The sequence below is a fragment of the Myroides marinus genome (assembly GCF_900109075.1).
Taxonomy (GTDB): domain Bacteria; phylum Bacteroidota; class Bacteroidia; order Flavobacteriales; family Flavobacteriaceae; genus Flavobacterium; species Flavobacterium marinum_A.
The window spans coordinates 71462-95946 of the sequence record NZ_FNYS01000001.1; the positions used below are offsets into that span (position 1 = coordinate 71462).

The following is a 24485-nucleotide window of genomic DNA, read 5'->3' on the forward strand; positions in this document are numbered from 1 at the left end:
CACAACAAATAAAACTATAACTCATCTTTTAACAAAACAATATAACTTATTATACTAAAAGTATCCTTGCTCATTATGAAAAGGCATTTCTTTAACAACGAACCAAGGCACAAAAAAAAGGATGTTCTTTCGAACATCCTTTTATATATTAATTACTTGTGCGTTTCGGTCCTTTTGATTCAGGCCATTCTTGACGCTCTCCTTTATTATCTAATGGAAGTACTATCTTCTCTCTAGATACCAATTCTTTCTCTTCACTAGCCTTATATGCCATAATAGCGATTAAGATAGCATTGTTCTGTACATCGTCATAAACGATCTTATCAGCTGTATCTCTATTCGTATGCCAAGTATAGTTACCATATCCCCAGCTCAATGAGCTCATCATAAATCCAGGTATATCTTTACTTACGAATGATACGTGATCAGAACCTCCACCTGAAGGTGATCCAGGGAAACTAGTCTTGATCTCTTTCTTGTATTTCTCTGGCACAGCATATAACCAATCCGTGATATACTGGTAAGAGTTTAAGAACCCTTGTCCTGATATATTAGCTACACGTCCAGTACCATTATCTTGGTTAAACACGACTTGTATTTTATTGTGTAATTCTGGGTGATCTGCTACGAAAGCACGCGAACCGTTTAATCCTTGCTCCTCACTTCCCCAGTTACCGATAAGGATAGTACGTTTAGGGTTTGGCAATACTGCTTTTAAGATACGAGCAGCTTCCATCATCGTGATAATTCCTGTACCGTTATCAGTAGCTCCTGTACCACCATCCCAGCTATCTAAGTGAGCTGATAAGATAACATATTCATCTGCTTTCTCTCCACCTTTAAGCTCTGCTATCGTATTATACGTCTTAGCAGTACCTAAATCTTTAGATTGAGCATTCACATTGATACGCGGTTTCTTACCATTCTCTGCTAAGCGGTATAGCATTCCATAGTCTTCTACAGCAATATCAATAGTAGGTACTTTCTTAGTTTCTGCACCGAATATTCTATTTGCTCCCATAATACCTGTCCAGTAAGACATTACTACTCCAGCAGCACCTGCATCTTCTAATACTTTAGGTAATTCTTTAGCTGTATAGCCAGTATTCTTTACACGAGTTGCCCATGCTTTTTCGGCAGTAGCTTTCTCTTCTTTCATTTTAGTATAAGACTCTTCAGTAGCGAAGTTTTGCCATTGGTAATCAGGACGCCCTGTTGGCTGATGCATTGAGATCAATACATACTTCCCCTTTACTGATGGTAGCCAAGCTTCAAACTCAGCCTTAGTCTTAGCATCTACTAACACTACTACTTCTCCATCTACACCACCTTTTTTAGAAGCAGGACTCCATGCTAACTGCATTCCTTCTAGTGATTTAACACGAGGTGCAGTCATTGTGATCTGTGTAGTACCACGTTCCCATGCTTTCCATGTTCCGTATTCCTCATTGCGAGACTCGAACCCCATAGAAGCATATTGATCCTTAACCCAATTATGAGCTTGCATCATCTGTGGTGTCCCTACTAATCTAGGTCCGATTACATCCATTAATTCGAATGCGTAATTTTTTAGTTGTGAATTTGTAGTTCCTTCTTTAACGATAGCATCTACTATAGCATCTTGTTTTTGTGCTAATGATAATGTACTAGATAGCAGTGCTACTCCTAATACACCATTTGCAATCGTCTTAGTGATTGTTGTATTAAATCTCATTATAGTTTGGTGTTTTGTTTAAGAAGGGCAAATTACACATTTAACCCTAATTACCAAACCTATAAATCTCCATTTATACCATAATCACTAGATTATACAAGTAATTTCACAATTATTCATATTCAATACAGCGTGTTTTATAAATATTGGTCTACTTTATTATAAAAGTCACAGTTATTCTACTCATAATACTCATAACTATATCTGCGCTCATTAAATACATTTCTATCTGCTGTATAAGTAGTTTGCTCTTCTACATTACCAAACTTATCAAAAGTCTCGTTCGATATCTCAAACTTATCCTCTTTAGACTCCAATACATCTTTTTGAATAAAAGAATTCTGATAACCACTCTCATCATAAAACCATTTGGTTAAAACATTAGCTTGATCTACCTCTCCTGCTTTCACAATCATCTGCATAGATATCACATTGCCTTCCTTATCACAGACATATTTAATCACGGTACTCATCGCTCTATTTTCAGTATAATGTGTAGTCGATACTAACTCTTTAGGAGAAGACCACTTCTGTGTAGCCTCACTTATCACCTTACCTTCATAATCTAATCCATTTACCTTGCGCAGCTTCCCATTATACTTTTCGTACTTAATCATTCCATTAGTGCTAAACTCTAATAATTCTGTATCTAACTCATTATCTAATGACTCCATAGACACTTTATATCCTAGGCTATCATATAGACTAATCGTCTGAGATACTATATCTGTATCAGGTACACGTGTAAGTACAACCATCTTCTTTACCTTACCTCTCACTCCATCTAACTGCCAATCTGTAGGTGGTGTACTCACTTCTTTTTGACACGACATAAAAGTCAATGCCAACATAAACAACAATATTCTTTTCATTTCTTTTTCTTCAGCTATTTTTACTACTCATAATATTCATAAATAAACTCTTCTGTAACCCTATTTTTTTTCTCTTTATCTTGAACTATTCTTCTAATTATATTGTCTCTCTTATCTCTCTTTTGGATTTCGTACAAGTAATATGATTTCTCTTCTTCATTATCTGACTTACTGCTATAATCAAGGCGTATTAGTTCACCTCCTTCATTATATGTATAGAATATATTTGATACATCTACACTTTCTTCTTCTCCACTCGAAAACTTAGTATAATTCTCTTTGTTTATCAATCTGTATTCTTCATCATAAGTACTTCTACTATAGGAGTCATTTCCTAAAAAACCATAAATAAAAACTTGTTGTCTATCCGCAGTCCAATACTCTCGATCAAAGGTTCGATTACTCATCGTATATTCATTATCTTCTTCTTCACAAGGCAAACTAATAATATATCGCTTATTATCATTATATTCTCTATATATATTCTGATATTCACATATAAGTGAACTTCCATTACCATCAGTATCATATAGTAGGGTTTTAGTTTTAACCCCCTCAGCATTGTATAATACCTCTTCTTTTTTAATAGCTCCATCAGTCCAAGTCCTCACCATAGTCCTCTTCTTCACCTTTCCTTTTAACCCATCCACTTGCCAGTCAGTAGGTACTTGCCCTTGTACTAAAAAAGACATTGTAATAAATAGCAGTAGTAATAGCTTTTTCATAGAGTTTTTATGTTAAAGATACACTTTTATCTAATTATCTATTTCTAAAAGTATTACGAAAAACATTGTCATCTTAATTTCTCACTTCCGATTCTATTATCAATCTGAACAGTTGTATTCATAGTAAAATAAGAGATTAGTAATAATATACATCCAACTTCTACAGCCGATGTTGAAAGCTTACCTTTGCCCAGAATTTTTAATTACAATTTTTTAAAACAATGAAAAACCTTAAAGGAATTCTATTCGCATTGATTTCTTCGGGTACATTTGGTCTGGTGCCTTTGTTCTCCTTACCATTGATACTTCCGAACTTGCGACCAGAAGGAGTGGCTGCTATAGGCATACCGACCATTCTATTTTACCGATTTTTATTTTCATCTGTCACGATGGGTGCAGTATGCTTGTACAAAAAAACAAGTTTAAAAATTTCGATTAAGGATTTAGCAGTCGTCTTTTTCTTGGCGTTATTTTATGCCGCAACAGCCAAGTTTCTAGTAGACGCATACGAATATATAGACAGTGGTCTAGCCACTACGGTACATTTCTTATACCCTATATTCGTAAGTATAGTAATGATCATATTTTATAAAGAAAAGAAGTCACTTGCCCTACTTATCGCATCTGTACTGTCCTTAATAGGTGTAGGTATGATGTGTATACACGGAGAAGCTTCGCCATCACTATTTACAGGACTAGTACTTTCAGCATTGACGATATTCACCTATGGTCTATACATCGTAGGGCTGAACAAATCTAGAATAGCAGATATGAACTTTGACTCGCTAACGTTCTATGTATTATTAATGGGATGTTTGATATTCTTGTTCTATTGTCTATTTACTACAGGAGTAGAACCTATAACTATCCCGAGTGATTGGATGAACTTAATTCTACTAGGAGTATTCGCTACATTTATCTCAGACTTGTGTCTAGTACTAGCTGTGAAACACGCAGGTAGTACCATCACATCTATCCTAGGATCTATGGAACCCGTAGTAGCTGTATTAGTAGGTACTCTGTTCTTCGCAGAACACTTTGACTGGATGTCAGCAGCTGGGTTATTGTTCGTACTAGGGTCTGTAACATTAGTTATCGTAGCAAATAAAAATAAGTAAAGATGATGTATGGTCTAGTCCAAAATCTGCGATAACCATAATAAGATAAAATGAAGGGGGCTGTCTCATAGCAAAATGAGACAGCCTCTACTATTGTGGGATATGCTTTATTGGACACGCAAAGTATTGCGTCTGTACCTTGATATATTGTGTGGATGTGGTTTAGAGTTGACTGTTAACCTTGAACCGTTAGCCATTAACCTATTTATTCATTCTCCAGAACGTCATCTAGACTTTGTTTACGTACATCTACCAGTTTCATTTCTGGATATACGAATATGCTTTGCTTCTCATACATTTCTTTAATGATAGCGATACACTTCTCTTTAGTCGCATACATCTGAGGGTTGATCAATGTAGGTGGATTAAGAACCTCAACTAAGATACGATCTTCATCACAGTGAAACTGCATAGTGTGTTTTCCTACTTGTATACCTAAGAAGTTATCTACTAAATCTATGGTCTCAGAGAATAACTCTATACATTCCTCATATGTCAATTCTAAATTCTCCTCAGAGATATTCTCGTAATAATCTGTGTAAAACACTGTAATCATAGGTCGTTTATTTATTCTTTGATATTCGATACACTTATGTCTACTATACTTTGTACCTTAGCATAAGCATATTCTTCTACAGGGTAAAGGTATTTCTTTTTTTACTCTTTCTACTACAGATTTTCTATCTTATTCCTAGTTCACCTTATATTAATACTCCATTAGTATAGTACGTATATTATAGCAGTTTTGATTTCAATGACTCCGTTGTGAGTCCGTGATAGGTCCGTAGTGAGTCCGTTAAAATGATCAAAACAACGGAGTCACTATGCAGTTATCACTCACACATATCTCTGTCATCTAAAACAGAACTAAATAAGAAGTAAATCAAGGCTGAACTGCTAGTAAATAACGTTGAATCAAATAGAAGATAATCCCTCCTATCATATAACATCCTATATCGAGGAGATCTGATGTGTATCTAGGGTGAAATTGAGGTAGGTAATATTCAAAATAGATAGCGTAATAAGCTACTATGAACATAATCATCCAGATGGATAGTTTATATACCTTTCCTTTAAAAAGCTGAACTACAGCTAAGATAATAAACAAGGTAATAGGAATGGAAAGAATATCGTTGAGATAATTATTTAGAAATAAAGGTAGGTCTACACCTATTCGTTGTAATACATAGATACTTCCTCCTATCAATATCATAACGATAAAGGTCCAATGCTTCAATACTGTCATGCTACAATCATACCTATTAGCCATGCTAAGAACATACCTATAGCCATAACTACCATCCATACTCCGTATATCAACTTAAAGAACAGGCGTACTACTAACCACCTATGGTTAGTCATTCTCTGTAAGAATTTTTCTATAGCAGAGGGTTCTTCAGCTAAGGCTTTTGCTACACGTTCACGCTCTACTTCTATACGCACTTGCTCTCTCTGCTTGACCATATTAAGTGCATGTCCACAGTTGACACATTGCTCTGTATCTATGTTAAACGTTCCACATTGTGAACACCTGATATGTACTTGTCCTTTAGACATAATTTCTTTTAATCTTTAGCTTCAAAGCTACTGCTTTTGACTGCAATAAAAAAAGCCTTTACTCCCAGATGGGATATAAAGGCTTCTTCCGTTAATAAAAATATAGTTTTTATTTTTTATCTACGTTGTGTTGACCATGAGCTCCATGTCTATGCTCCATCACTTGTAGGTTTTCGTCTATAAAGTATGCACTACCAAATCCATTCACGTAAGACCCTTTCACTGGTTTAAAGTTAAACATGATGAAGTCTTCTAAATTGTCTAATATCTCTACTACTTTTCCGTGTCTCTCTCTTAAGTCAGCAATAGCTTTTTCATAAAGAGGGTTTTCCTTCTCTATTAGTTCCGCTTGAGTATCTAGTGTTAGACGGTGTCTAGCATATAATTGCTTAGATACACTCTCGTCCTCTACGAACATAAATGATACCTGTTTGCGATCGCGTAAGTTCTTAGTATGCTTAGCCATAAAAGATACTAAAATCTGAAATTCATTACCTACTCTAGAGTAAGGAGCTGTACTCACTAATGGTGTACCATCTTCACTGATAGTAGCCATCATTACTGACTTACACTCATTGATTAATTCTTCAATCTTAGGTGCTTTTGGCTTCACTTTATGTTGGTCAAAATTTGGGTTTATTGTATCTGTACTCATCTCTTATAATTTTTATGTAGCGAATATAATCAATTATTTAAACTAAATAAAAATAAGAATAGGTTTTAACAAGATTATACAATTATAAGCGTCTAAAATACTGATAGCCGTAAAATGGCAGTGAATTAACTTAGTAACAACTACGGCATCTTGAAATAAATTGTATTTTTAGCCCTCATTCAAAAACAACAATGAAAAGAATACTAATAATAGCCCCACTATTCTTACTATTAATGAATTGTGGTAGTTCTCATACTGCTACCAATGCTAAGAAGGGAAAGACAAAGACGATAACGGTACTAGACTATGCAATAGAGAAAAGCCATCTCTTAGTAACAGAAAAAGTAATAGATCCAAAAAATAAAAACAAGACTAAAGAAAATACAACTACTGAGATAGAGCAACGCCAGTTCTTATTTACGTATGATGACGCTGGTCAGTTGGTAAATACTTACTCATGTGATATCCTAAATGACAAAAAGACTAATCCGTCTACGCTAACTGTTCACCTCAATGCAAAAAAACAGATAACAGGGTTATCTCTTGACGAAAATGAGAATAAACTGAAGGTAAGTTATAAGGACAATTTCGTACATCAGATCTCTCATTATGAGTCTGAATTTAAGGAGTTGGTGGTGAATACTTTTACATATAATAAGAATAAGCTACCTGGCAAAACACAGTTAGGTAATGCTAGTAATCCATCAGAAGTAATAGACCTTAGTTTTAGTTATGACGAGAAGTTAAATGTAATAGAGAGTACTTATGACAATGAGGTAATGACTCTAGCATATGACGATAAGAAATACTTGCTAGCTGGACAACCTTATTACTACAATCCGTTCTATTATTTATCGATAGATTGGTTGACATTCACCAACTACAATCCTCAGAACAATATCACTAGGTCTGAGGACAATGAGTTTATCACTACTGTAGATTACACCTATAATGAGAAAGACTTACCAGTAACGGCTACTGTAACTAAGACGTCTAAGGTAAACAAACAAGATAGTAGAGTGACTTCTGAACATGAGTTTCACTACAAAGAGATAGAAATACCACTAAAGAAATAATAGCTTTAATCAACCAATATGCTATGAAAAACAAGTTAGTACTTACTTCATTATTATTGATAGTAACTGGCTCGATAACTGTCTTTGCTCAAAAGAAGGTTACTGTAGTCAAACAAGTAATAGAGAAATATCACATTCCTAAGACGGAGATAATCTCTCTTAGCCCTGATAGTAAGAGTACTAACCCCGGTGGAGAAACTGAGATATTCATCAAAAAGTTCGATTTAGACTATAATGCTAAGGGAGAGTTAATCTCTGTAATGACATATCACCTAGAGAATGATATGCCTACTTATCCGTTCACCTTCTATGTTGAAATGGGCAATACTCAGCAAATCAAAGACATTTCTTTGGGTACAGACACGAGTACTTATAAACTAAAGTATAATGATAATCTACTCGAGACATTCACTTACGCTAACATCAACTTTAGAGAATCTAAAACGAGTAAATATACGTATAACAAAAAACTACTACCTAGTCATATTTTGATCTCAACTATACCTGAGAGTCCCACTCCTACCGAGATTTCATTAGAGTATAACGATAAACGTAATCTAATCAAGGAGACCTATCAAAACGAATCTACAGAGTACACTTATGATAACAAGAAATATCCGTTCTACTACTTACCATACGGATACACAGTGTCTAACTTACTGAGTAGCGAATCTTTAATGTTTACAAATTACATACAACAAAACAATGTAATTAAATCAGAAAACACTAAATTTATCTATTCTATAGACTATACATATAACCAAAATCACTTGCCTATCTCTGCTAGAATCACTAGTGTGGATAAGAACAATAAAGATAAGGTAAGATTGTTATATGAGTATGAATTCGTCTATATGGAGATAAATGCTTCTATAACTAAGTAAGACATTATAAAAACGCTATGAAAAGAACCTTATTATTAACTCCTCTGTTGCTACTAATGGTTAGTTGGAACAGTTATAGTGCATCGAGTACTATACCTCCTACACAGATAAAAAAACTCACTGTGGTGAGTCAGATTGTCGAAAAGAATTATGTACCTACTGAAGAAACTACTTTAGTAGATGATGTGAATGTGGCTACGGGAAAAAATACGACTACTGAGATATCAATCACGAAGTACGACTTTACGTATAATACTGTAGGACAAATGACTGCTGTCAAATCATACTTAGTAGAAAATGGTCAACCTACTAGCACTTTTATCACTACACTAGATATAGATGCCAATAATCAGCTAAACAAGGTTTTATTTGGAGAGAATAAGATGAGTCTTGATTTAACTTATGACAACAATAGATTAAAAAGCACAGAGTTTAAGGATCTATACTATGATGAGTCTAGGGTAACAACTATTACTTATAACAAACTAGATTTACCTGGAGAGATAGAGACTGTATCTCAGCCACAATACTCGGATCCTGAAGTAACGAAGTTTATCTTTGACCCTAATAATAATGTAAAGATAGTAGCATTAGATAGCAACAAGACAAACTATACATATGACAGTAAGAAGTATCCTTTTGCTTTCTTACCTTATTCATTTAATGTATCTAATTACTTAAGTGCTTCTGAGCTAAATTACACTAATTATGTACAGCAAAACAATGTAGTCAAAATAGCAGATAGCAACTTTATCACAACTATAGACTATACGTACAGTAATCAGAATTTACCACTAACTGCTAAAGTGAAGACCGTTGATAAGTCTAATCCTACAGATATAGTTAGTCAATATGATTATGAGTTTATCTATAAAGATTTAGAAATTACAGAATAACAAAAAAGGTTAGCCATAGGCTAACCTTTTTTGTTACACTACAGTGAAAACTTTACTCTTTGACATGTACAAGACCTACTTGGAAAACATATATATATTACTATAGATTAATTGTACCTTTAGAAGGTATAACTTCTCTCAAAAAACAAGAAGCTTTAATCTCATATATGATGTGCTATGAAAAAAACATTCTTTTTTACTATTCTTACCTTTTTACTTGTCCAAACGTTGTTATTGCATCAGATTTACAAGTTAAAAAGAAAAAAACAGTACTCTATAAATTAGTAATTAATGACTATATGTATAAAAATGATGAGTTTGAAGATGATGAAGAATATCAAGCTATGCTACTAACTAATCCTAATGATTCTGTGGTACTAGTAGGGACTTACAACCTCACCTTTTTATACAATGAATTTGGTGACTTGTACCGTGTAAATACCACATCCCTTGCTCCTCCGATCTATATAGAGCTAACTCTAAACCAACAAAGACGAGTAGAAAAAGTCAAGTCAGTAGAAGGTGCTGATACAAGAGTAGAGACAGCTATGATATATAATAACGGTTTTTTACAACAAGTCCAATCAGAAGAAATAAGCTCTGCAACAGACCTAACCTTACAGTACGAATACAACAAAAAGCAATTGCCTTCTATCATTAAAGGGGAAAAAAAGAGCAAAGAATATGCTAATAGATTAAAGGTTTTATTTGAATACAATACTACTGGTGAATTAACTTCTATTGAGTCAAAAGATCGCAAGTTTAACTTAAGCTATGACAAAGCGCATAACCCTTATGCTAGTTTGCCTTACTTCTATACACATGAACTACATCCTATATTAGGGATACTACATTATACAAACTATATACAAAAACACAATATAACACGTATAGAAAATTCTGATGAAATAACTACTTTAACCTATACTTATAATCAAGACAACCTACCTACAAAAGCTCTTGTAAGAAACAAACTTAAAAGATATAATTCTAACTCTGACTCTTTTCTGCAATACGAATATTTTTATAAAGAAATTGAGATTGTAGAATAACAGAAAAGGTTAGCCAATGGCTAACCTTTCTCATTTATAACTCTATTTGATAGATATAATCATCCATTACATACCCCTGCCCAATATCGAAAGTCTTAGACTCGATACACTTCATTCCATTGCGTTCATAGAAATCTATAGCGCGTTGGTTATTCTTATTTACTGTTAGATATACAGCAGTAGCACCATTTTGTCTTGCATACTCAAGTACATGTTCAAACATATAAGCCCCAAGTCCCTTTATCTTTCTATACACATCAGAATACAACTTAGACAAAAACACTCTATTATCCTCCATTAGTTTATAATTCGTATATCCTAATAACTCATCCCCTTGCATTAGAAGCTCCCATTGATAATCCTTTGTTAGCTCATCCAAAATACGTTCGTTACTATACATCATCGGCAACATATAGTCTATCTGCTCTTGACCTATGATTTCTAGATATGTATCTTCCCAAATCTTCTCTGCCAATGGCAAGATAAGGTGTATATTATGTTTATCTACAGGAACAAACTGCGCTGTTTCGCTTAACTGTGTCATGGTATATCACTTTTATAAAAGCGAAAATACGATAAAACTAAAATATAGACATAAAAAAGCGAGAGTAGTTATACTACTCTCGCTTATAATCTTATAATTAAAGATAAAGATTACCCTTTATAGTTAGTCAAGAAGTCAACTAGAGTACGTACTCCACTTCCTGTACCACCGTTTCCTTTATAGTCTCTTGGTGCATCCATCCAAGCTGGACCTGCAATATCCATGTGTACATAAGGTGCTTTAGCAAAATGCTCTAAGAACTTACCAGCTGTGATAGTACCAGCAAAACGTCCTCCGATATTCTTCATATCAGCGATATTAGATTTTAGCAAGTCTTTATAGTCATCCCAGAAAGGTAACTTAGCTAAACGCTCATGTACATTATATCCTGAAGCGATGATAGCGTCCATCGTTTGCTCATCGTTACCCATGATACAAGAAGCCATATCTCCAGCTACTACTAAAGCAGCACCTGTTAATGTAGCAGCATCAATGATCACTTGTGGATCGTACTGTGTAGCATAAGCAATAGCATCTGCTAAGATCATACGTCCTTCTGCATCAGTATTTAATACCTCGATAGTAGTACCATCAAACATTGTGATAACATCACCAGGAGCATAAGCATCTCCACCAGGACGGTTATCTGTAGCAGGGATTAACCCGATAACGTGTACATTCACTTCATTTAAAGCAGCAGCATAGATAGTACCAGCCATACAAGCAGCCCCCCCCATATCACTCTTCATAGAATCCATAGATCCTGCAGTAGGTTTTAAACTTAAACCTCCTGTATCATATACTACTCCTTTACCTACTAATACGATAGGTTTTTTGTTGATAGGATTAGCAGGTTTGTACTCGATAACTGTAAAAGTAGGTTGCTCTACAGAACCTTTATTTACAGCTAATAAACCTCCCATTTTAAGATCTTCGATAGCCTTACGCTCTAAGATATTTACAGAGAAGTTAGCTTCTTTACCTAATACAGCTATCTCTTTTGCTAATTGTGTAGCAGTTAAGAAACTTGTAGGCTCGTTTACCATAGTACGTGCCCAGTAAACCGCTTTCACAGTATTGTTTAAGTCACTGATTTGTTTTGCAGTGAAATCACCTTTTACCTCAACTCCTTCTAAAGCATACTTCATATCAGCAGCTTCTTTGAAGTATTTTAAGAATTGGTAGTTAGACAATACAAATCCTTCTACTAATGCTAATGTAGAAGCTCCGTTACCTACGATAGTAAGATTGTCTGCTTTTTTATCTAATTGTTTGCGAATGTTATTACCCGCTAAACGCATTTTCTCTAAGTTCTCATTCTCTTTCACAAAGAAGAAATACTGACTTCCTACTTTAGCAAAGTCTTCTTCTTTTTTTCCCTCTTCAAATGCTTTTACAAAGTCATTCAATAATGCAGGAACCTCAACAGCCCCTTTATTCTCATTACTTAAAACGAAAACAACGTTTCCGTTTGCTTTAATGTTATTTACTAGTTGTATCATCTTTGTTGATTTATATTATTGCAAATATAGCATTTTTAGACTCAACTAAAAAAGAGCTTTTATTAAATCTCTACTACTACCACAAAAGTATCCTAAAAAGATAAAATCACTGTATAAAGACCATTATTTATCGAAAAACAATAAATATTATTTGTTTTATAAAAAATTAAATATACTTTTGGAATACTAATTAACCTACTAAACCTTACTATAATGATCAAACTATTAATCCACTGGGCAACACTTCTAATGGCATTCTGTGAAAGAATACTAGATATTTTGTTTTAAAAAAGAATTGATAATATGAAACTAAAACTACTTACTGTACTATTTCTTATTGCTTATACTTTGTCATTTACTGCTCATTTCGAAGATTTTAATGAAGGGTTTAAAGATGGTAATTGTGCTACAGAAAACGGAACAGAAATCTACAAGCTACGTATTGAACAACTAGACAAACTAGATAACGTTAAGGTCCTAACACCTAATACTAATACAACAATCACTAAAGATAGAGCTACTGAGACAGTAAAGATAGAGACCAAAGACATCATTCCGAACTACTTTAAAATACCTAGAGGAATACTAATGCTTGCTTTTACACTATTAATACCAGCTATCTTTATCGTTCTATATATCTATTTTAAAAACTTATACAGAGGTGATATAGTTAGCCAAAGACAAATTAAGAACCTACAATTCATAGGGTATGCACATCTAGCTTATGCTTTAGTCGAAAACTTTTTTCTACTAACAGATAATATACACAAACAAAAAGTAGCGGAGTTTTATAACTTAACGCTAATAAAAGATGAGTATGACATCACGTTATTCTTTATTCCCTTAATTTTGCTGATGATTGTAGAAGTATTAAAACAACACTTGCGTTTAAAAGAAGACGCAGAACTAACCATATAACCTCACCATATGCCAATAATAGTAAACCTTGATGTCATGATGGCTAAGCGAAAGATATCGCTTAATGAATTGGCCGAACGCGTAGGTATAACAGTTAGCAACCTCTCTATACTAAAGACTAATAAAGCAAAGGCTATACGCTTTAGTACATTAGAAGCTATCTGTAAAGAGTTGGACTGTCAACCAGCCGATATATTAGAATATGTAAACGAAGACTGAGCGATGCTCGGTCTTTTATTTTTAAAACTATTCTAACTTACTTAAAAAGCTAGCGTTGATACCATAAATCAAAGAGATAATTAAGCCAACAATCCCTAGAATAATAAAAAGCTTATTATAAGACTTATTCCTAATTGTCAAACGCATAATAACAAAAGCAAAAAGAGTATACCCTCCTACATACAAATAGAAAGCAAAGAACATTAAAATTCCAATCAACACCATCCCCTGTGCGTAAACCAAAAGACCACGCTCATCAAAGAAAAGTGAGGACACTACTTTACTAATAAAAGCAAAGAACACAGTTAATGCTATTAATAACACTACTCCTAAGATAAACAGTCTCTTATGTCTTTTTTCAACACTAAGATCTTCCATATAACAATTATTTTTATTAATTGTTAAATTTAGTAATTTATTATCAGACAAACACTTAATATCTAATCAAATATACTTGCATTACCCTGTATTACAACAATTAACCACCATACAATAGGCACACTCTCTACCCAAAATAAAGTAAAGAACTTGGTACGTTTAGGAGAGGCATAAATAATAAAAAATAGCGTTAGGAGAACAATCAATAGATTATTCCAAGCTTGTATAGGTTGATACCCTAATTTAAAGAACTCTATTACATAGAAAGGAATAAGTAGTAAAGCTAATAGATATTTGGTGTTCGTAATTCCCAACATCTGTGGTAATGTTTTCAAATACTTATCATCGTATTGTAGGTCAACTACCTCAAAAATACCTATCAAGATAAATACTAATATAAAACGCTGAGTAAACTTAATTACAATGTCCCAAGTAATCGGAATATCAGCATTCATTACTGGTACGATTAATGTCACTGTAGCCCAACATAGACATACTATATACACTTTTAGTCCTGCGAGATTGCGAAGATTACTCACATTACTACTCACAGGGATAGCATAGAGTACTGCGAGTACTAAAAGTCCTATAGTAACTAACTGCGCTTTGAGATTTAATAAGAAGAAACTGACTACACCAACTACCAAAGCCACAAGACTAATGGCTATTATTACTTTTAATCGAAGGGTAAATGGATTCTTATGTCTATAAACTACCTCAGCATATTTAATAAAGTTATAAGAAAACAATGTTCCGCTGAAGGCCAAAATAGAGACAACAGCATCAAAAGGTAGGTGACAAAAATAAAAAGTCATTTGCACCAAAGCGAATACAGCTAAGGAAACGTGAATACTTCCGTTCAAATAAAGTGCAACTATTCTATTTTTTAACAAATCCATATTAATTATCAGTCTTCTACTGTTATGCTTATTCACTTTTCAAAATTAATCGATATAAATATACAATTGTCAGATTAATGGTTATTTTTGTGTGATTAAACACAACTTTTATTTATTGTCCAAATGAAAACAAACGCATTTGCATTAAGACACATTGGTCCTCGTCCTGAGGATATGGCAGAAATGCTTAAAACAGTGAAAGCTGATAGCATTGAACAATTAATCAACGAAACTTTCCCAGACGCAATCCGTCTTAAAGAAGATTTAAACCTTGCTCCTGCAATGACTGAGTATGAGTACTTATCTCATATCCAATCTTTAGGAAACAAAAATAAAATATTCCGTACTTTCATCGGTTTAGGGTACAACGAGGCAGTAGTTCCTGCAGCTATTATCCGTAACGTATTCGAGAACCCAGGATGGTACACAGCTTATACTCCTTACCAAGCTGAAGTAGCTCAAGGTCGTTTAGAAGCTTTATTAAACTTCCAGACTACAGTTATCGAGTTATCAGGTATGGAGATTGCAAATGCTTCTCTATTAGATGAGGCTACTGCAGCTGCTGAAGCGATGATCTTATTATTCGACGTTAGAACAAGAGATCAAAAGAAAAACAATGCTGTTAAGTTCTTCGTATCTGAAGAAATCTTACCACAAACATTATCAGTATTACAGACTCGTGCTACTCCATTTGGTGTAGAATTAGTAGTAGGTAACCACGAAGAGTTTGACTTCTCAGAAGAATTCTTTGGAGCTATCTTACAATACCCAGGTAAACACGGGGTAGTAGCTGATTATGCTGACTTTATCAACCAAGCTAAAGCGAAAGACATTAAAGTAGCTGTAGCTGCTGATATTATGTCATTAGTATTATTAATTTCTCCTGGAGAAATGGGTGCTGACGTAGTAGTAGGTACTACTCAACGTTTTGGTATTCCATTAGGATTCGGAGGACCTCACGCTGCTTTCTTCGCTACTAAAGAAGAGTATAAACGTAGTATGCCAGGTCGTATCATCGGAGTATCTAAAGATGCTGATGGTAACTTTGCATTGCGTATGGCATTACAAACACGTGAGCAACACATCAAACGTGAAAAAGCTACATCTAATATCTGTACTGCTCAAGTATTATTAGCTGTTATGGCAAGTTTCTACGCAGTTTACCACGGACCTAAAGGATTGACTAATATCGCTTCTTTAATCCACGCTAAAGCTGTTACTGTTGCTACAGAATTAGGTAAATTAGGTATTGAGCAACTTAATGCTAACTTCTTTGACACTATCTTAGTGAAAGCTGACGCTGCTAAAGTGAAACCAATTGCAGAAGCTAACTCTATTAACTTTAACTATATCGATGCTAACACTATCTCTATCTCATTAAACGAGACTGTAGAATTAGCTGATATCAATGCTATCGTTAATATCTTCGCTCAAGCTACTGGTAAAACTGCTGCTGAAATAACTGCATTAAGCACTGAAGTAAAATACCAAGCTAAACTAAAACGTACTTCTAAGTTTTTAGAGCACGCTGCATTTAACAGCTACCACTCTGAGACTGAGTTAATGCGTTATATCAAGAAATTAGAGCGTAAAGACTTAGCTCTTAACCATTCTATGATCTCTTTAGGTTCTTGTACAATGAAATTGAATGCTGCTGCTGAGATGTTACCATTGAGTAACGCACAGTGGAACAACGTTCACCCATTCGTACCTGCTGATCAAGCACAAGGATACTTAGAGATGTTACACGGATTAGAAGAGAGATTAAATGTTATTACTGGTTTCGCTGGTACTACATTACAACCAAACTCTGGAGCTCAAGGAGAGTACGCTGGTCTTATGGCTATCCGTGCTTACCACCACTCTAGAGGTGACTTCCAACGTGATATCGCTCTTATCCCTGCTTCTGCTCACGGTACTAACCCTGCTTCTGCTGCTATGGCTGGTATGAAAGTAGTGGTAACTAAAACTACTCCTGAAGGAAACATCGACGTAGCTGACTTAAAAGCTAAAGCTGAACAATATAAAGACAACTTATCTTGTCTTATGGTTACTTACCCATCTACACATGGTGTATATGAATCTGCTATTATGGAGATTACTCAAATCATCCACGATAACGGAGGACAAGTATATATGGATGGTGCTAACATGAATGCACAAGTAGCTATTACTAACCCTGCTAACATCGGGGCTGACGTATGTCACTTAAACTTACACAAGACTTTCGCTATCCCTCACGGAGGTGGAGGACCTGGAGTAGGACCTATCTGTGTAGCTGAGCACTTAGTACAGTTCTTACCTACTAACCCAGTTGTTAAAGTAGGTGGTGAGAATGGTATCACAGCTATCTCTGCTGCTCCTTATGGATCTGCATTAGTATGTTTAATCTCTTACGGTTACATCACTATGTTAGGTACTGAAGGTCTTAAGAAAGTAACTCAACAGGCTATCTTAAACGCTAACTACATGAAAACTCGTTTAGAGGAGCACTATGCTATCCTTTATACAGGTGAGAAAGGACGTGCTGCACACGAAATGATTGTTGACGTACGTGAGTTTAAAGAAAAAGGTATTGAAGTAACGGATATCGCTAAACGTCTTATCGACTACGGATTCCACGCTCCTACAGTATCTTTCCCAGTAGCTGGTACATTAATGATTGAGCCTACTGAAAGTGAGAGCAAAGAAGAGCTTGACAGATTCTGTGATGCTATGGCATCTATCCGTCAAGAGATTGAGAATGCTACTTTAGAGAACCCAGTGAACGAGCTTAAGAACGCTCCTCACACATTAGCATTATTAACTGCTGATAACTGGGATCTTCCATACTCAAGACAGAAAGCTGCTTACCCACTTCCTTATGTAGCTGAAAACAAATTATGGCCTACTGTACGTCGTATTGACGATGCTTACGGTGACAGAAACTTAGTTTGTTCTTGTGCTCCTATCGAAGTATATATGGAAAACTAATCTTAACAGATTTATCTATACGAAAAACGCCATCATCTGATGGCGTTTTTTTTATATCTATATATTATCTAATCGTATTAGGTTACAGTTATCAACAATACTGTTTATAACTTTTATTCAGTTTATTCACATTATAAACAAGTCAAAATACAACTAAAACAAAACCATATATCCTTATAATTAAGCACATTGACTCAAAATAACTACTTTTATAAAGTTATCAATAGAATAGAGTTATCAACAATATCACCTATGTCAAAACATCTTATTAACAGGGTTATCAACATAGTTATTAACAATAAACACTATACTTATAAACTATCTAAGTCAAAGTAACCACCTACCTCTTTAATATGCATAATCATATCTTTATACACTGGGTTGTGACTTAACACCTCAGCATTACCTAAGATGATCATTTGTTCTTTTGCTCGGGTTAATGCTACATTTAACTTTCTATCTACAGTTTGATCTTCATTAAGGCTTACAACACCTTGCAACTGTATTATCTCATTAATAGTAAACGAATACAATATAATATCGCGTTGTCCACCTTGAAAGCGTTCTACTGTATCTACAACAATATCTTCATGATTAGATATACCACTTCCTTCAAGTTTATTCTTAATTAACGCTATTTGATTTTTAAATGGAGCTATGATTCCTACTTGTTTCCTTAAGTTTATCTCTCTACCATTTAGTTCATATAGTTGTTCTACCTTCTGTAGAATTTTAATAATCAAATCAGCTTCACTCTCACTTGTCTTTTTTTGCTGACCAGCCTGATACTCCTCCACATTGATAAAGATCAACCTCTTCTTAGCCAATACTTCACTTAAATGATCATTCCTTACCGACTTTAATTCGAGTGAAGCTACTTGTCTACTCAGCCCAGCTTTAGCTTCTACAGTTAAGTTTTCTAATGTAAATGCTTCTTTCAGTTTACCTTCATAAAAAGCTACATTCGGAAATGCTGCTATCTCTCTATGCATACGTCCCTGATAAGTCAGTGTATCATGAGCATAATCTAGTCTATTAGCCTCACAGAAGTTATATAATCGTTCGAACAATGAATTGCGTCTATCTGCTAATCCTATCAGTTCTAGCAGAGGGTTATTCGTTTTGGATAAAGCATCACTCTGCACCACGATAGCAGGTAACTGCTTGTGATCCCCTATCATAATAAATCTTCTACACTTAGGCAATAACCCTATTATTTGAGGTTCTAAGATCTGAGAAGCCTCATCTATAATCACTGTGTCGAAGTTTTTTAATTTAAACACATCATTCTTACTAGACATAGTCGCTACCGTAGATAAGAATACTCTATTATTTCGAATAATATTAGACAACACATTTCTAGTAAATTTTCTACCTGATAATTCTAGAGCATCACTTTCTCTCTTAATGATAGTATTGATAAGATTACCTTCATACCTACTATCACTAGATAGAGGATTACCTATCCTTACGAACTTATTCACAGTAGTCACATCTACTAGTGCATCAGTCACTGCACCACATAGTTCATCCACTGCCTTATTCGTATAAGCTAACAGTAGTATATTCTGGTTTGTATTTGTATACAGTTCTTCTACTAATTCTTTAATGATATGAGAAGTCTTTCCAGTACCAGGAGGTCCGTTTAAGACGAAGTAGTCTTCTGCAGACAATGCATTATTTAATATTCTGTTTTGCTCCACAGACAGCGTCGGTTTATAGAATCCATAATCTATACCTTGTCTAGGAGGTAACACATTTAAGATCACATCACGATTACTCTTAGGTGCACTCATAAATGCATATAAACTCTTATACATACTCGTAAAAGAGGCATCCATAGAGTCTCGCTCTAGCGCCCATAAGTGATACTGACTAAAATAAGCAATACTGCTCTGCTTATGTCTAAACACGACAGTTACAGTATCCTTAGTAATACCCTGTATCGTACACTTAAATATCTGATGCTTTACAGCAGTATCCGACTCGTCATTCCTAGGATATAATACACATACATCACCTACTCTAAAGTTGACAAAGTCATCCACTAACGTACGCTTAAACACGATTAGCTTTTCCTCCTCTGATATTCTATTCTCACTAATCACTAAATCACATAAGATGCTATACTTATCCTTCTTCACCTCAGCACTGTCAATCCATAGGCTAGCTAATCCGTGACTCCCTTCATACTCACCTGCTCCCAACTTACTGATATACTGTTCACGTGCTATAAAGCTCACAAAAGAATAAAAATAAGTACGCTCTAACTCAGAGCATTTATCTAATACCTCTGTAAATCCCTTTATTTGTTTATATAATAACTCTTTAAACCGCGTATTCAGATTAGGGGCACGCACTATATTTTCTCCTGAAATAAAGTCTAACAATGCTCCTACCCTACCCAAATCATCAGACTTAAGAACTTGTTCATTCAAAACAATTCTATTTCTCAACTCACATATTTGCTGTACCCTACGCAGGTTAATATGATCCTTTCGAAGACTATTTGTTCTTGATTTACTGTAAAATATAAATCCGCTCAAATACTTCTCATTACCGATATCTCTATAAGGAATATTGTTTACCACTGATAGCATTAAGTGATATAAGTATAACTGCACGGTATGATTAGGCTTTACACTCACCCCATCATCAGGATATACTGTACTACCAGATTTTAGCTCCACGATAGTAGTCTTTAGTTCATCCTTCTTCACACTGTGTAGTAGATCTAGACGTCCCTGTACCCCATACACATTACACATAAAGCTAGGTTCTAGATTGATATCACCTTCACTAGTGATACCATAATGTACGAACTCCTCCAGATACACTCGTTTAATAGTATTAAAGTGTGTCTCACAATCTAATTCATATTGTTTAAACTGTTTGATATCTAAAATATCAGGGCAAGCTGTATGTTCAAAAGGATAATTTTCGAAATGCTTAATGAAGACTGTATTAAACGTTACACCACTAGCATCCGCAGCCCCCACTAGCTCATCCATCACAGCATTAGCGAAGTTACCGAGTAGTAAGTGTTTATTATTAGGTATTTCATCAAACTTAGATTTGATAAACCCTAACGAAGACGTACCATAATCTTGGAAGCACTCTGCTATAGCAGATACATCTATTAAGTAATCTGGCTCTAGTACGAATATCTTAGGGTGATAGATCAGATGTTCATCCACACCCACATTGATAAGATGCAATATAGCACCATCCCACACTCTATCTATTGAAGAGAATAGTTCATTAGTCCCCTCTTCATTAATCTGTACTTTTATATGATCTCCTCTATCAGAGTTCTCCTCTACACAGTAGAGAATATTCTCTTTTATATCTACAACACTAACTCTAAGTCTATCTATAATGTATTCAAACTCGCTGTGCTTTAACTCCAATCTTTTAATCGGAAAAGGATAAAATCCTCTGTTCTGATCAGGTACAGGCACACTAAACACATAAGAGATAAAATCATTTACATCCATCCAATATGTAGCGAAGTATTGTTCTAAATCAGCAGAATCGTGCTTAAGCAAATCGTTACTAACCATCCTAAAGTTGTGGATGACACGACTAGCCTTATATCGATTACAGATAAATGTAAGCCTAGAGAATAGGTTAGAGAACTGTACTACCTCATCTCTGACTACATATTTACAGACTTTCTCTAAGAGCTGTCTAAGTAATCTATAGCGAGAGCGAGTAGTCAAATCCCCATTCTTGATAATATCTACTAAAGAACTAAAGTATATGGAAGTATAATTATTATCAAGCATAAGGTATTATCGTTTTATAAAACTCAAAGATAAACTAGATTTTACAGTTAAGAAAATACTGAGCTATAACAAAAAAAGAATTGTCTGGCGAAGACAATTCTTTAAGAAAAAACACACATAGATCATTAACCTACTCTATGACATTCTAGACAAATATATACTACTCTAACATAATTCTCTGTCAAATATTCAAAGTATTAAAACACAATCCATCTAACAATCAAATAATTAACTCTCATCCACCTATCATGCCCCTCAGCAATATATAAACATTATACTTTGATTAGTATCACTATTGATTGATGTGCTACTATTGTGTTATCATAATCCTAGTATAGTTTTAGTACCATTTTACGGTGTTTTGGTACTTGCACTATACTTACACTATACTAGCATTGTACTAGCATATGATATAAAACACCATCCGGATACAATCCAGTTTCGGAGAATTAGTATAACAAATCAAATAATGAGACAAAAAATAGAAACAATAAAAAAGACTACCGAAGTAGCCTTTATCTATTTCTCCTCAATCTCACACCTGAGATAAGGAATATCTGTATAATCTAAATCCAAGTTTAGCACAGACCATATATTATTTTAACAAACTGATAAGTATCATATATTCTACTAACTCTTAGTACTAATTTTACAAGTGCCAATAATTCGTATAAATTTTATACAGCTGTTTTTCAACTAGAAGAGAAGTATATGGGATATACTTCTCTTTTTTTATTTTTTAACGATAGGTACCTTATTAGATATCAGAGGTTCATGATATATTTTATATCCTAACTTCTCTACCTCTTCTAGTAGTGTCGGGCTCAGTACCTGCTCAGCAGCTTTAGCATTATAATTATAAACTACGTAGTACTTATACCCACCATCTTTTATTTTTTCTTTCGCAGAGTACCACGCAGGAGCTAACTTCTGTACCACTTTAAACGGCAATCTAAGTTGTACGAAATTCTTAGGTTTTACCACGACATAGTCAGTTGCTTTCTTTGTTGCTAACTTCTCATTCCACTTCTTTAATAATCCTTCTGAGTCATAGTCTCCACTCATCAGAGTAGGCTCATCTATATGCTCTTTATCATTATACACCCTCTGTCTTAATACATATACTTGATTTTCGTAAGTGCTACCTATACTAGCTACATACGCCAGCTCAGAGATATCCCAAGGGAACCAATAGGTATCATTAGAATTATTCATTAATACTACTGTCACTAGGCTATTATCAGTGACTTTAGAGTCTAGCACCTTAATTTCTATTGCAGGTTTCGGACTTTGACCATAAGAACAAAATGCGCTCATCAGCGCAACAAAAAATATAACTAATCTATTCATTTTCAAACTTCTCTTTTAGTCAGCACAAGATAATAACTACATCTTAGTTGAACATATAAAGAATTTATAAAATAATAAATTAGAACCATTTTAAATAGTGTCCTATATTTGTACTTCATTCTATAACACACAATACATCTATTATGAAGAAATTATTATATGCTTTTTTCCTACCGTTTTGTACTTTATTTACAGCGAACTCTTATGCACAAGAAGCTATAGAAATAGGCAAATCATATACTATTAAATCTAAAGTATTAAACGAAGATCGAAGCATACAAATCTACTTACCTACTGGATATACGGATACAAAGTATCCTAATCAGAAGTACCCTGTTATCTACTTACTAGACGGAGAGAGCAACTTTAATTACTTGACTGCCTACGTAGATAAGCTTAGCAGATACCCTTACCCATCTATCCCAGAGATGATCATAGTAGGAGTAGTAAATACGAACAGAACTAGAGACTTAACACCTACTGTGGTGACTAAAGATAATATGTCTAAAGATCAAGCTGCTAAGATTAAAGGCGAGAACGGAGGAAATGATAACTTCTTTAAATATCTAAAAGACGAAGTATTTACTTATGTAGATACTAACTATAGAACACTAGACTATAAGATATTAATAGGGCACTCATTCGGAGGTATCACTGCACTAAATAATATGCTTGACTACACGGATATGTTTAATGCTTATATCGTGCACGATCCTAGTATATGGTGGGATAATAAGGTAATGCTAAGAAAGTATACTTCTCGCATAAAACAAGACTTTAAAGACAGAAAACTATTCTTAACTCAAGTAGGTGAAAGCGAAAATAAAGGTCATTTAAACGATCATTACGGTGCTATCAAAGAATTTGACAAACTAATGAGTACTACACCTCATCCATCTCTTACTTATAAGTATGTAGCGTATGAAGGCGAAGACCATGGTAGTATTCCTCTAAAAGGAAACCTAGACGGACTGAGATTTGTCTTTGATGGATACAGAATTAACTTTAAAGACTTAAAGACTAACTCTAATCTACTAAAAGATACTTTCGAGAGCCTAAGTAAGGAGATGCACTATGACTTTAAACCTACTGAAAAATACTTAGATACTGTAATTAAGTACTTCAATACAAATGGAGACAAAGAGACTGCTGATAAAGTAACAGAATACAAGCAATCACTATACTCTCTATAAGTACTTATAGCTTAGAATACATATTAACAATGCCAATAAATGATATTGATGATTCAATATTATTTATTGGCATTATTATTTCAGTCTATCCTAGAATCTGTTACAAAATCATTTTACTGTATTAGAATAATTTAAAAAAATACAAAAAATATTATCATTACTAGATATAAAG

At 34.3% G+C, this 24485-nt stretch carries 22 protein-coding genes; 9 read left to right on the forward strand and 13 right to left on the reverse strand.

Going from position 1 to position 24485, the window contains the following annotated elements; translation table 11 throughout:
* Positions 1 to 148: 148 nt before the first annotated feature.
* The 3 genes from BMX53_RS00385 to BMX53_RS00395 all read right to left on the reverse strand — a co-directional run bounded on the left by BMX53_RS00385 (position 149) and on the right by BMX53_RS00395 (position 3311).
* Positions 149 to 1714 carry a M20/M25/M40 family metallo-hydrolase gene (locus tag BMX53_RS00385; RefSeq protein WP_074744031.1) on the reverse strand — a complete coding sequence of 522 codons (1566 nt, stop codon included), beginning with the start codon at positions 1712 to 1714 and terminating at the stop codon, positions 149 to 151.
* A 179-nt stretch (positions 1715 to 1893) separates the two neighbouring features.
* Entirely contained in the window at positions 1894 to 2586 is a 693-nt protein-coding gene (locus BMX53_RS00390) for a hypothetical protein (RefSeq protein ID WP_074744033.1), read from the reverse strand.
* A gap of 23 nt (positions 2587 to 2609) precedes the next feature.
* Entirely contained in the window at positions 2610 to 3311 is a 702-nt protein-coding gene (locus BMX53_RS00395) for a hypothetical protein (RefSeq protein ID WP_143061397.1), read from the reverse strand.
* 221 nt (positions 3312 to 3532) lie between these two features.
* Here BMX53_RS00395 and BMX53_RS00400 point away from each other — a divergent pair, with 221 nt between their 5' ends.
* A complete protein-coding gene (locus tag BMX53_RS00400) occupies positions 3533 to 4429 on the forward strand; it encodes a DMT family transporter (RefSeq protein ID WP_074744037.1) in 897 nt (298 codons plus the stop codon).
* Positions 4430 to 4634: 205 nt separating this feature from the next.
* Here the strand turns inward: BMX53_RS00400 and BMX53_RS00405 are convergent, their stop codons facing one another.
* The 4 genes from BMX53_RS00405 to BMX53_RS00420 form a co-directional block, all read right to left on the reverse strand.
* A complete protein-coding gene (locus tag BMX53_RS00405) occupies positions 4635 to 4985 on the reverse strand; it encodes a hypothetical protein (protein ID WP_074744039.1) in 351 nt (116 codons plus the stop codon).
* 327 nt (positions 4986 to 5312) lie between these two features.
* The gene (locus BMX53_RS00410; RefSeq protein WP_074744041.1) at positions 5313 to 5675 is read right to left on the reverse strand and encodes a hypothetical protein; all 363 of its coding nucleotides are present in this window, start codon (positions 5673 to 5675) and stop codon (positions 5313 to 5315) included.
* On the reverse strand, positions 5672 to 5986 hold the full coding sequence (locus BMX53_RS00415; protein WP_038985417.1) for a zinc finger domain, LSD1 subclass: 315 nt from the start codon (positions 5984 to 5986) through the stop codon (positions 5672 to 5674). Before BMX53_RS00415 ends, BMX53_RS00410 begins: the two co-directional genes overlap by 4 nt.
* 109 nt (positions 5987 to 6095) lie before the next feature.
* Complete coding sequence (locus tag BMX53_RS00420) at positions 6096 to 6641, reverse strand: HugZ family pyridoxamine 5'-phosphate oxidase (protein WP_038985415.1); 546 nt, start codon at positions 6639 to 6641, stop codon at positions 6096 to 6098.
* Positions 6642 to 6832: 191 nt separating this feature from the next.
* Here BMX53_RS00420 and BMX53_RS00425 point away from each other — a divergent pair, with 191 nt between their 5' ends.
* From BMX53_RS00425 to BMX53_RS00440, 4 genes are all read left to right on the forward strand, one after another.
* Positions 6833 to 7717, forward strand: coding sequence for a hypothetical protein (locus BMX53_RS00425; protein ID WP_074744043.1), 885 nt, complete (start codon positions 6833 to 6835; stop codon positions 7715 to 7717).
* 23 nt (positions 7718 to 7740) lie between these two features.
* Positions 7741 to 8601, forward strand: a complete 861-nt coding sequence (locus BMX53_RS00430; RefSeq protein WP_074744045.1) for a hypothetical protein — start codon at positions 7741 to 7743, stop codon at positions 8599 to 8601.
* A 17-nt stretch (positions 8602 to 8618) separates the two neighbouring features.
* Positions 8619 to 9497 carry a hypothetical protein gene (locus tag BMX53_RS00435; protein WP_074744047.1) on the forward strand — a complete coding sequence of 293 codons (879 nt, stop codon included), beginning with the start codon at positions 8619 to 8621 and terminating at the stop codon, positions 9495 to 9497.
* A gap of 299 nt (positions 9498 to 9796) precedes the next feature.
* On the forward strand, positions 9797 to 10549 hold the full coding sequence (locus BMX53_RS00440; RefSeq protein ID WP_143061398.1) for a hypothetical protein: 753 nt from the start codon (positions 9797 to 9799) through the stop codon (positions 10547 to 10549).
* A 34-nt stretch (positions 10550 to 10583) separates the two neighbouring features.
* Here BMX53_RS00440 and BMX53_RS00445 read toward each other — a convergent pair whose 3' ends face one another.
* Together BMX53_RS00445 and BMX53_RS00450 are read right to left on the reverse strand one after the other, a co-directional pair.
* A complete protein-coding gene (locus BMX53_RS00445) occupies positions 10584 to 11093 on the reverse strand; it encodes a GNAT family N-acetyltransferase (protein WP_074744051.1) in 510 nt (169 codons plus the stop codon).
* 110 nt (positions 11094 to 11203) lie between these two features.
* Entirely contained in the window at positions 11204 to 12595 is a 1392-nt protein-coding gene (locus BMX53_RS00450; protein WP_074744053.1) for a leucyl aminopeptidase family protein, read from the reverse strand.
* Between the two features lie 303 nt (positions 12596 to 12898).
* On the opposite strand from BMX53_RS00450, the gene BMX53_RS00455 reads away from it, so the two are divergent.
* Together BMX53_RS00455 and BMX53_RS00460 are read left to right on the forward strand one after the other, a co-directional pair.
* Positions 12899 to 13513 carry a DUF2975 domain-containing protein gene (locus BMX53_RS00455; RefSeq protein ID WP_074744055.1) on the forward strand — a complete coding sequence of 205 codons (615 nt, stop codon included), beginning with the start codon at positions 12899 to 12901 and terminating at the stop codon, positions 13511 to 13513.
* Positions 13514 to 13522: 9 nt separating this feature from the next.
* Complete coding sequence (locus BMX53_RS00460; protein ID WP_006259555.1) at positions 13523 to 13732, forward strand: helix-turn-helix domain-containing protein; 210 nt, start codon at positions 13523 to 13525, stop codon at positions 13730 to 13732.
* Positions 13733 to 13759: 27 nt separating this feature from the next.
* Here BMX53_RS00460 and BMX53_RS00465 read toward each other — a convergent pair whose 3' ends face one another.
* On the reverse strand, positions 13760 to 14110 hold the full coding sequence (locus BMX53_RS00465) for a hypothetical protein (RefSeq protein ID WP_074744057.1): 351 nt from the start codon (positions 14108 to 14110) through the stop codon (positions 13760 to 13762).
* A gap of 62 nt (positions 14111 to 14172) precedes the next feature.
* Positions 14173 to 15009, reverse strand: a complete 837-nt coding sequence (locus BMX53_RS00470) for a UbiA prenyltransferase family protein (RefSeq protein ID WP_074744380.1) — start codon at positions 15007 to 15009, stop codon at positions 14173 to 14175.
* Between the two features lie 123 nt (positions 15010 to 15132).
* On the opposite strand from BMX53_RS00470, the gene gcvP reads away from it, so the two are divergent.
* The gene (gene gcvP, locus BMX53_RS00475; protein WP_074744059.1) at positions 15133 to 17982 is read left to right on the forward strand and encodes an aminomethyl-transferring glycine dehydrogenase; all 2850 of its coding nucleotides are present in this window, start codon (positions 15133 to 15135) and stop codon (positions 17980 to 17982) included.
* 311 nt (positions 17983 to 18293) lie between these two features.
* Here the strand turns inward: gcvP and BMX53_RS00480 are convergent, their stop codons facing one another.
* Positions 18294 to 21770, reverse strand: a complete 3477-nt coding sequence (locus BMX53_RS00480; RefSeq protein ID WP_074744061.1) for a DEAD/DEAH box helicase — start codon at positions 21768 to 21770, stop codon at positions 18294 to 18296.
* Between the two features lie 732 nt (positions 21771 to 22502).
* Positions 22503 to 23120, reverse strand: a complete 618-nt coding sequence (locus tag BMX53_RS00485) for a hypothetical protein (protein ID WP_074744063.1) — start codon at positions 23118 to 23120, stop codon at positions 22503 to 22505.
* Positions 23121 to 23263: 143 nt separating this feature from the next.
* On the opposite strand from BMX53_RS00485, the gene BMX53_RS00490 reads away from it, so the two are divergent.
* On the forward strand, positions 23264 to 24313 hold the full coding sequence (locus tag BMX53_RS00490) for an alpha/beta hydrolase (protein ID WP_074744065.1): 1050 nt from the start codon (positions 23264 to 23266) through the stop codon (positions 24311 to 24313).
* The last annotated feature ends 172 nt before the right edge of the window (positions 24314 to 24485 follow it).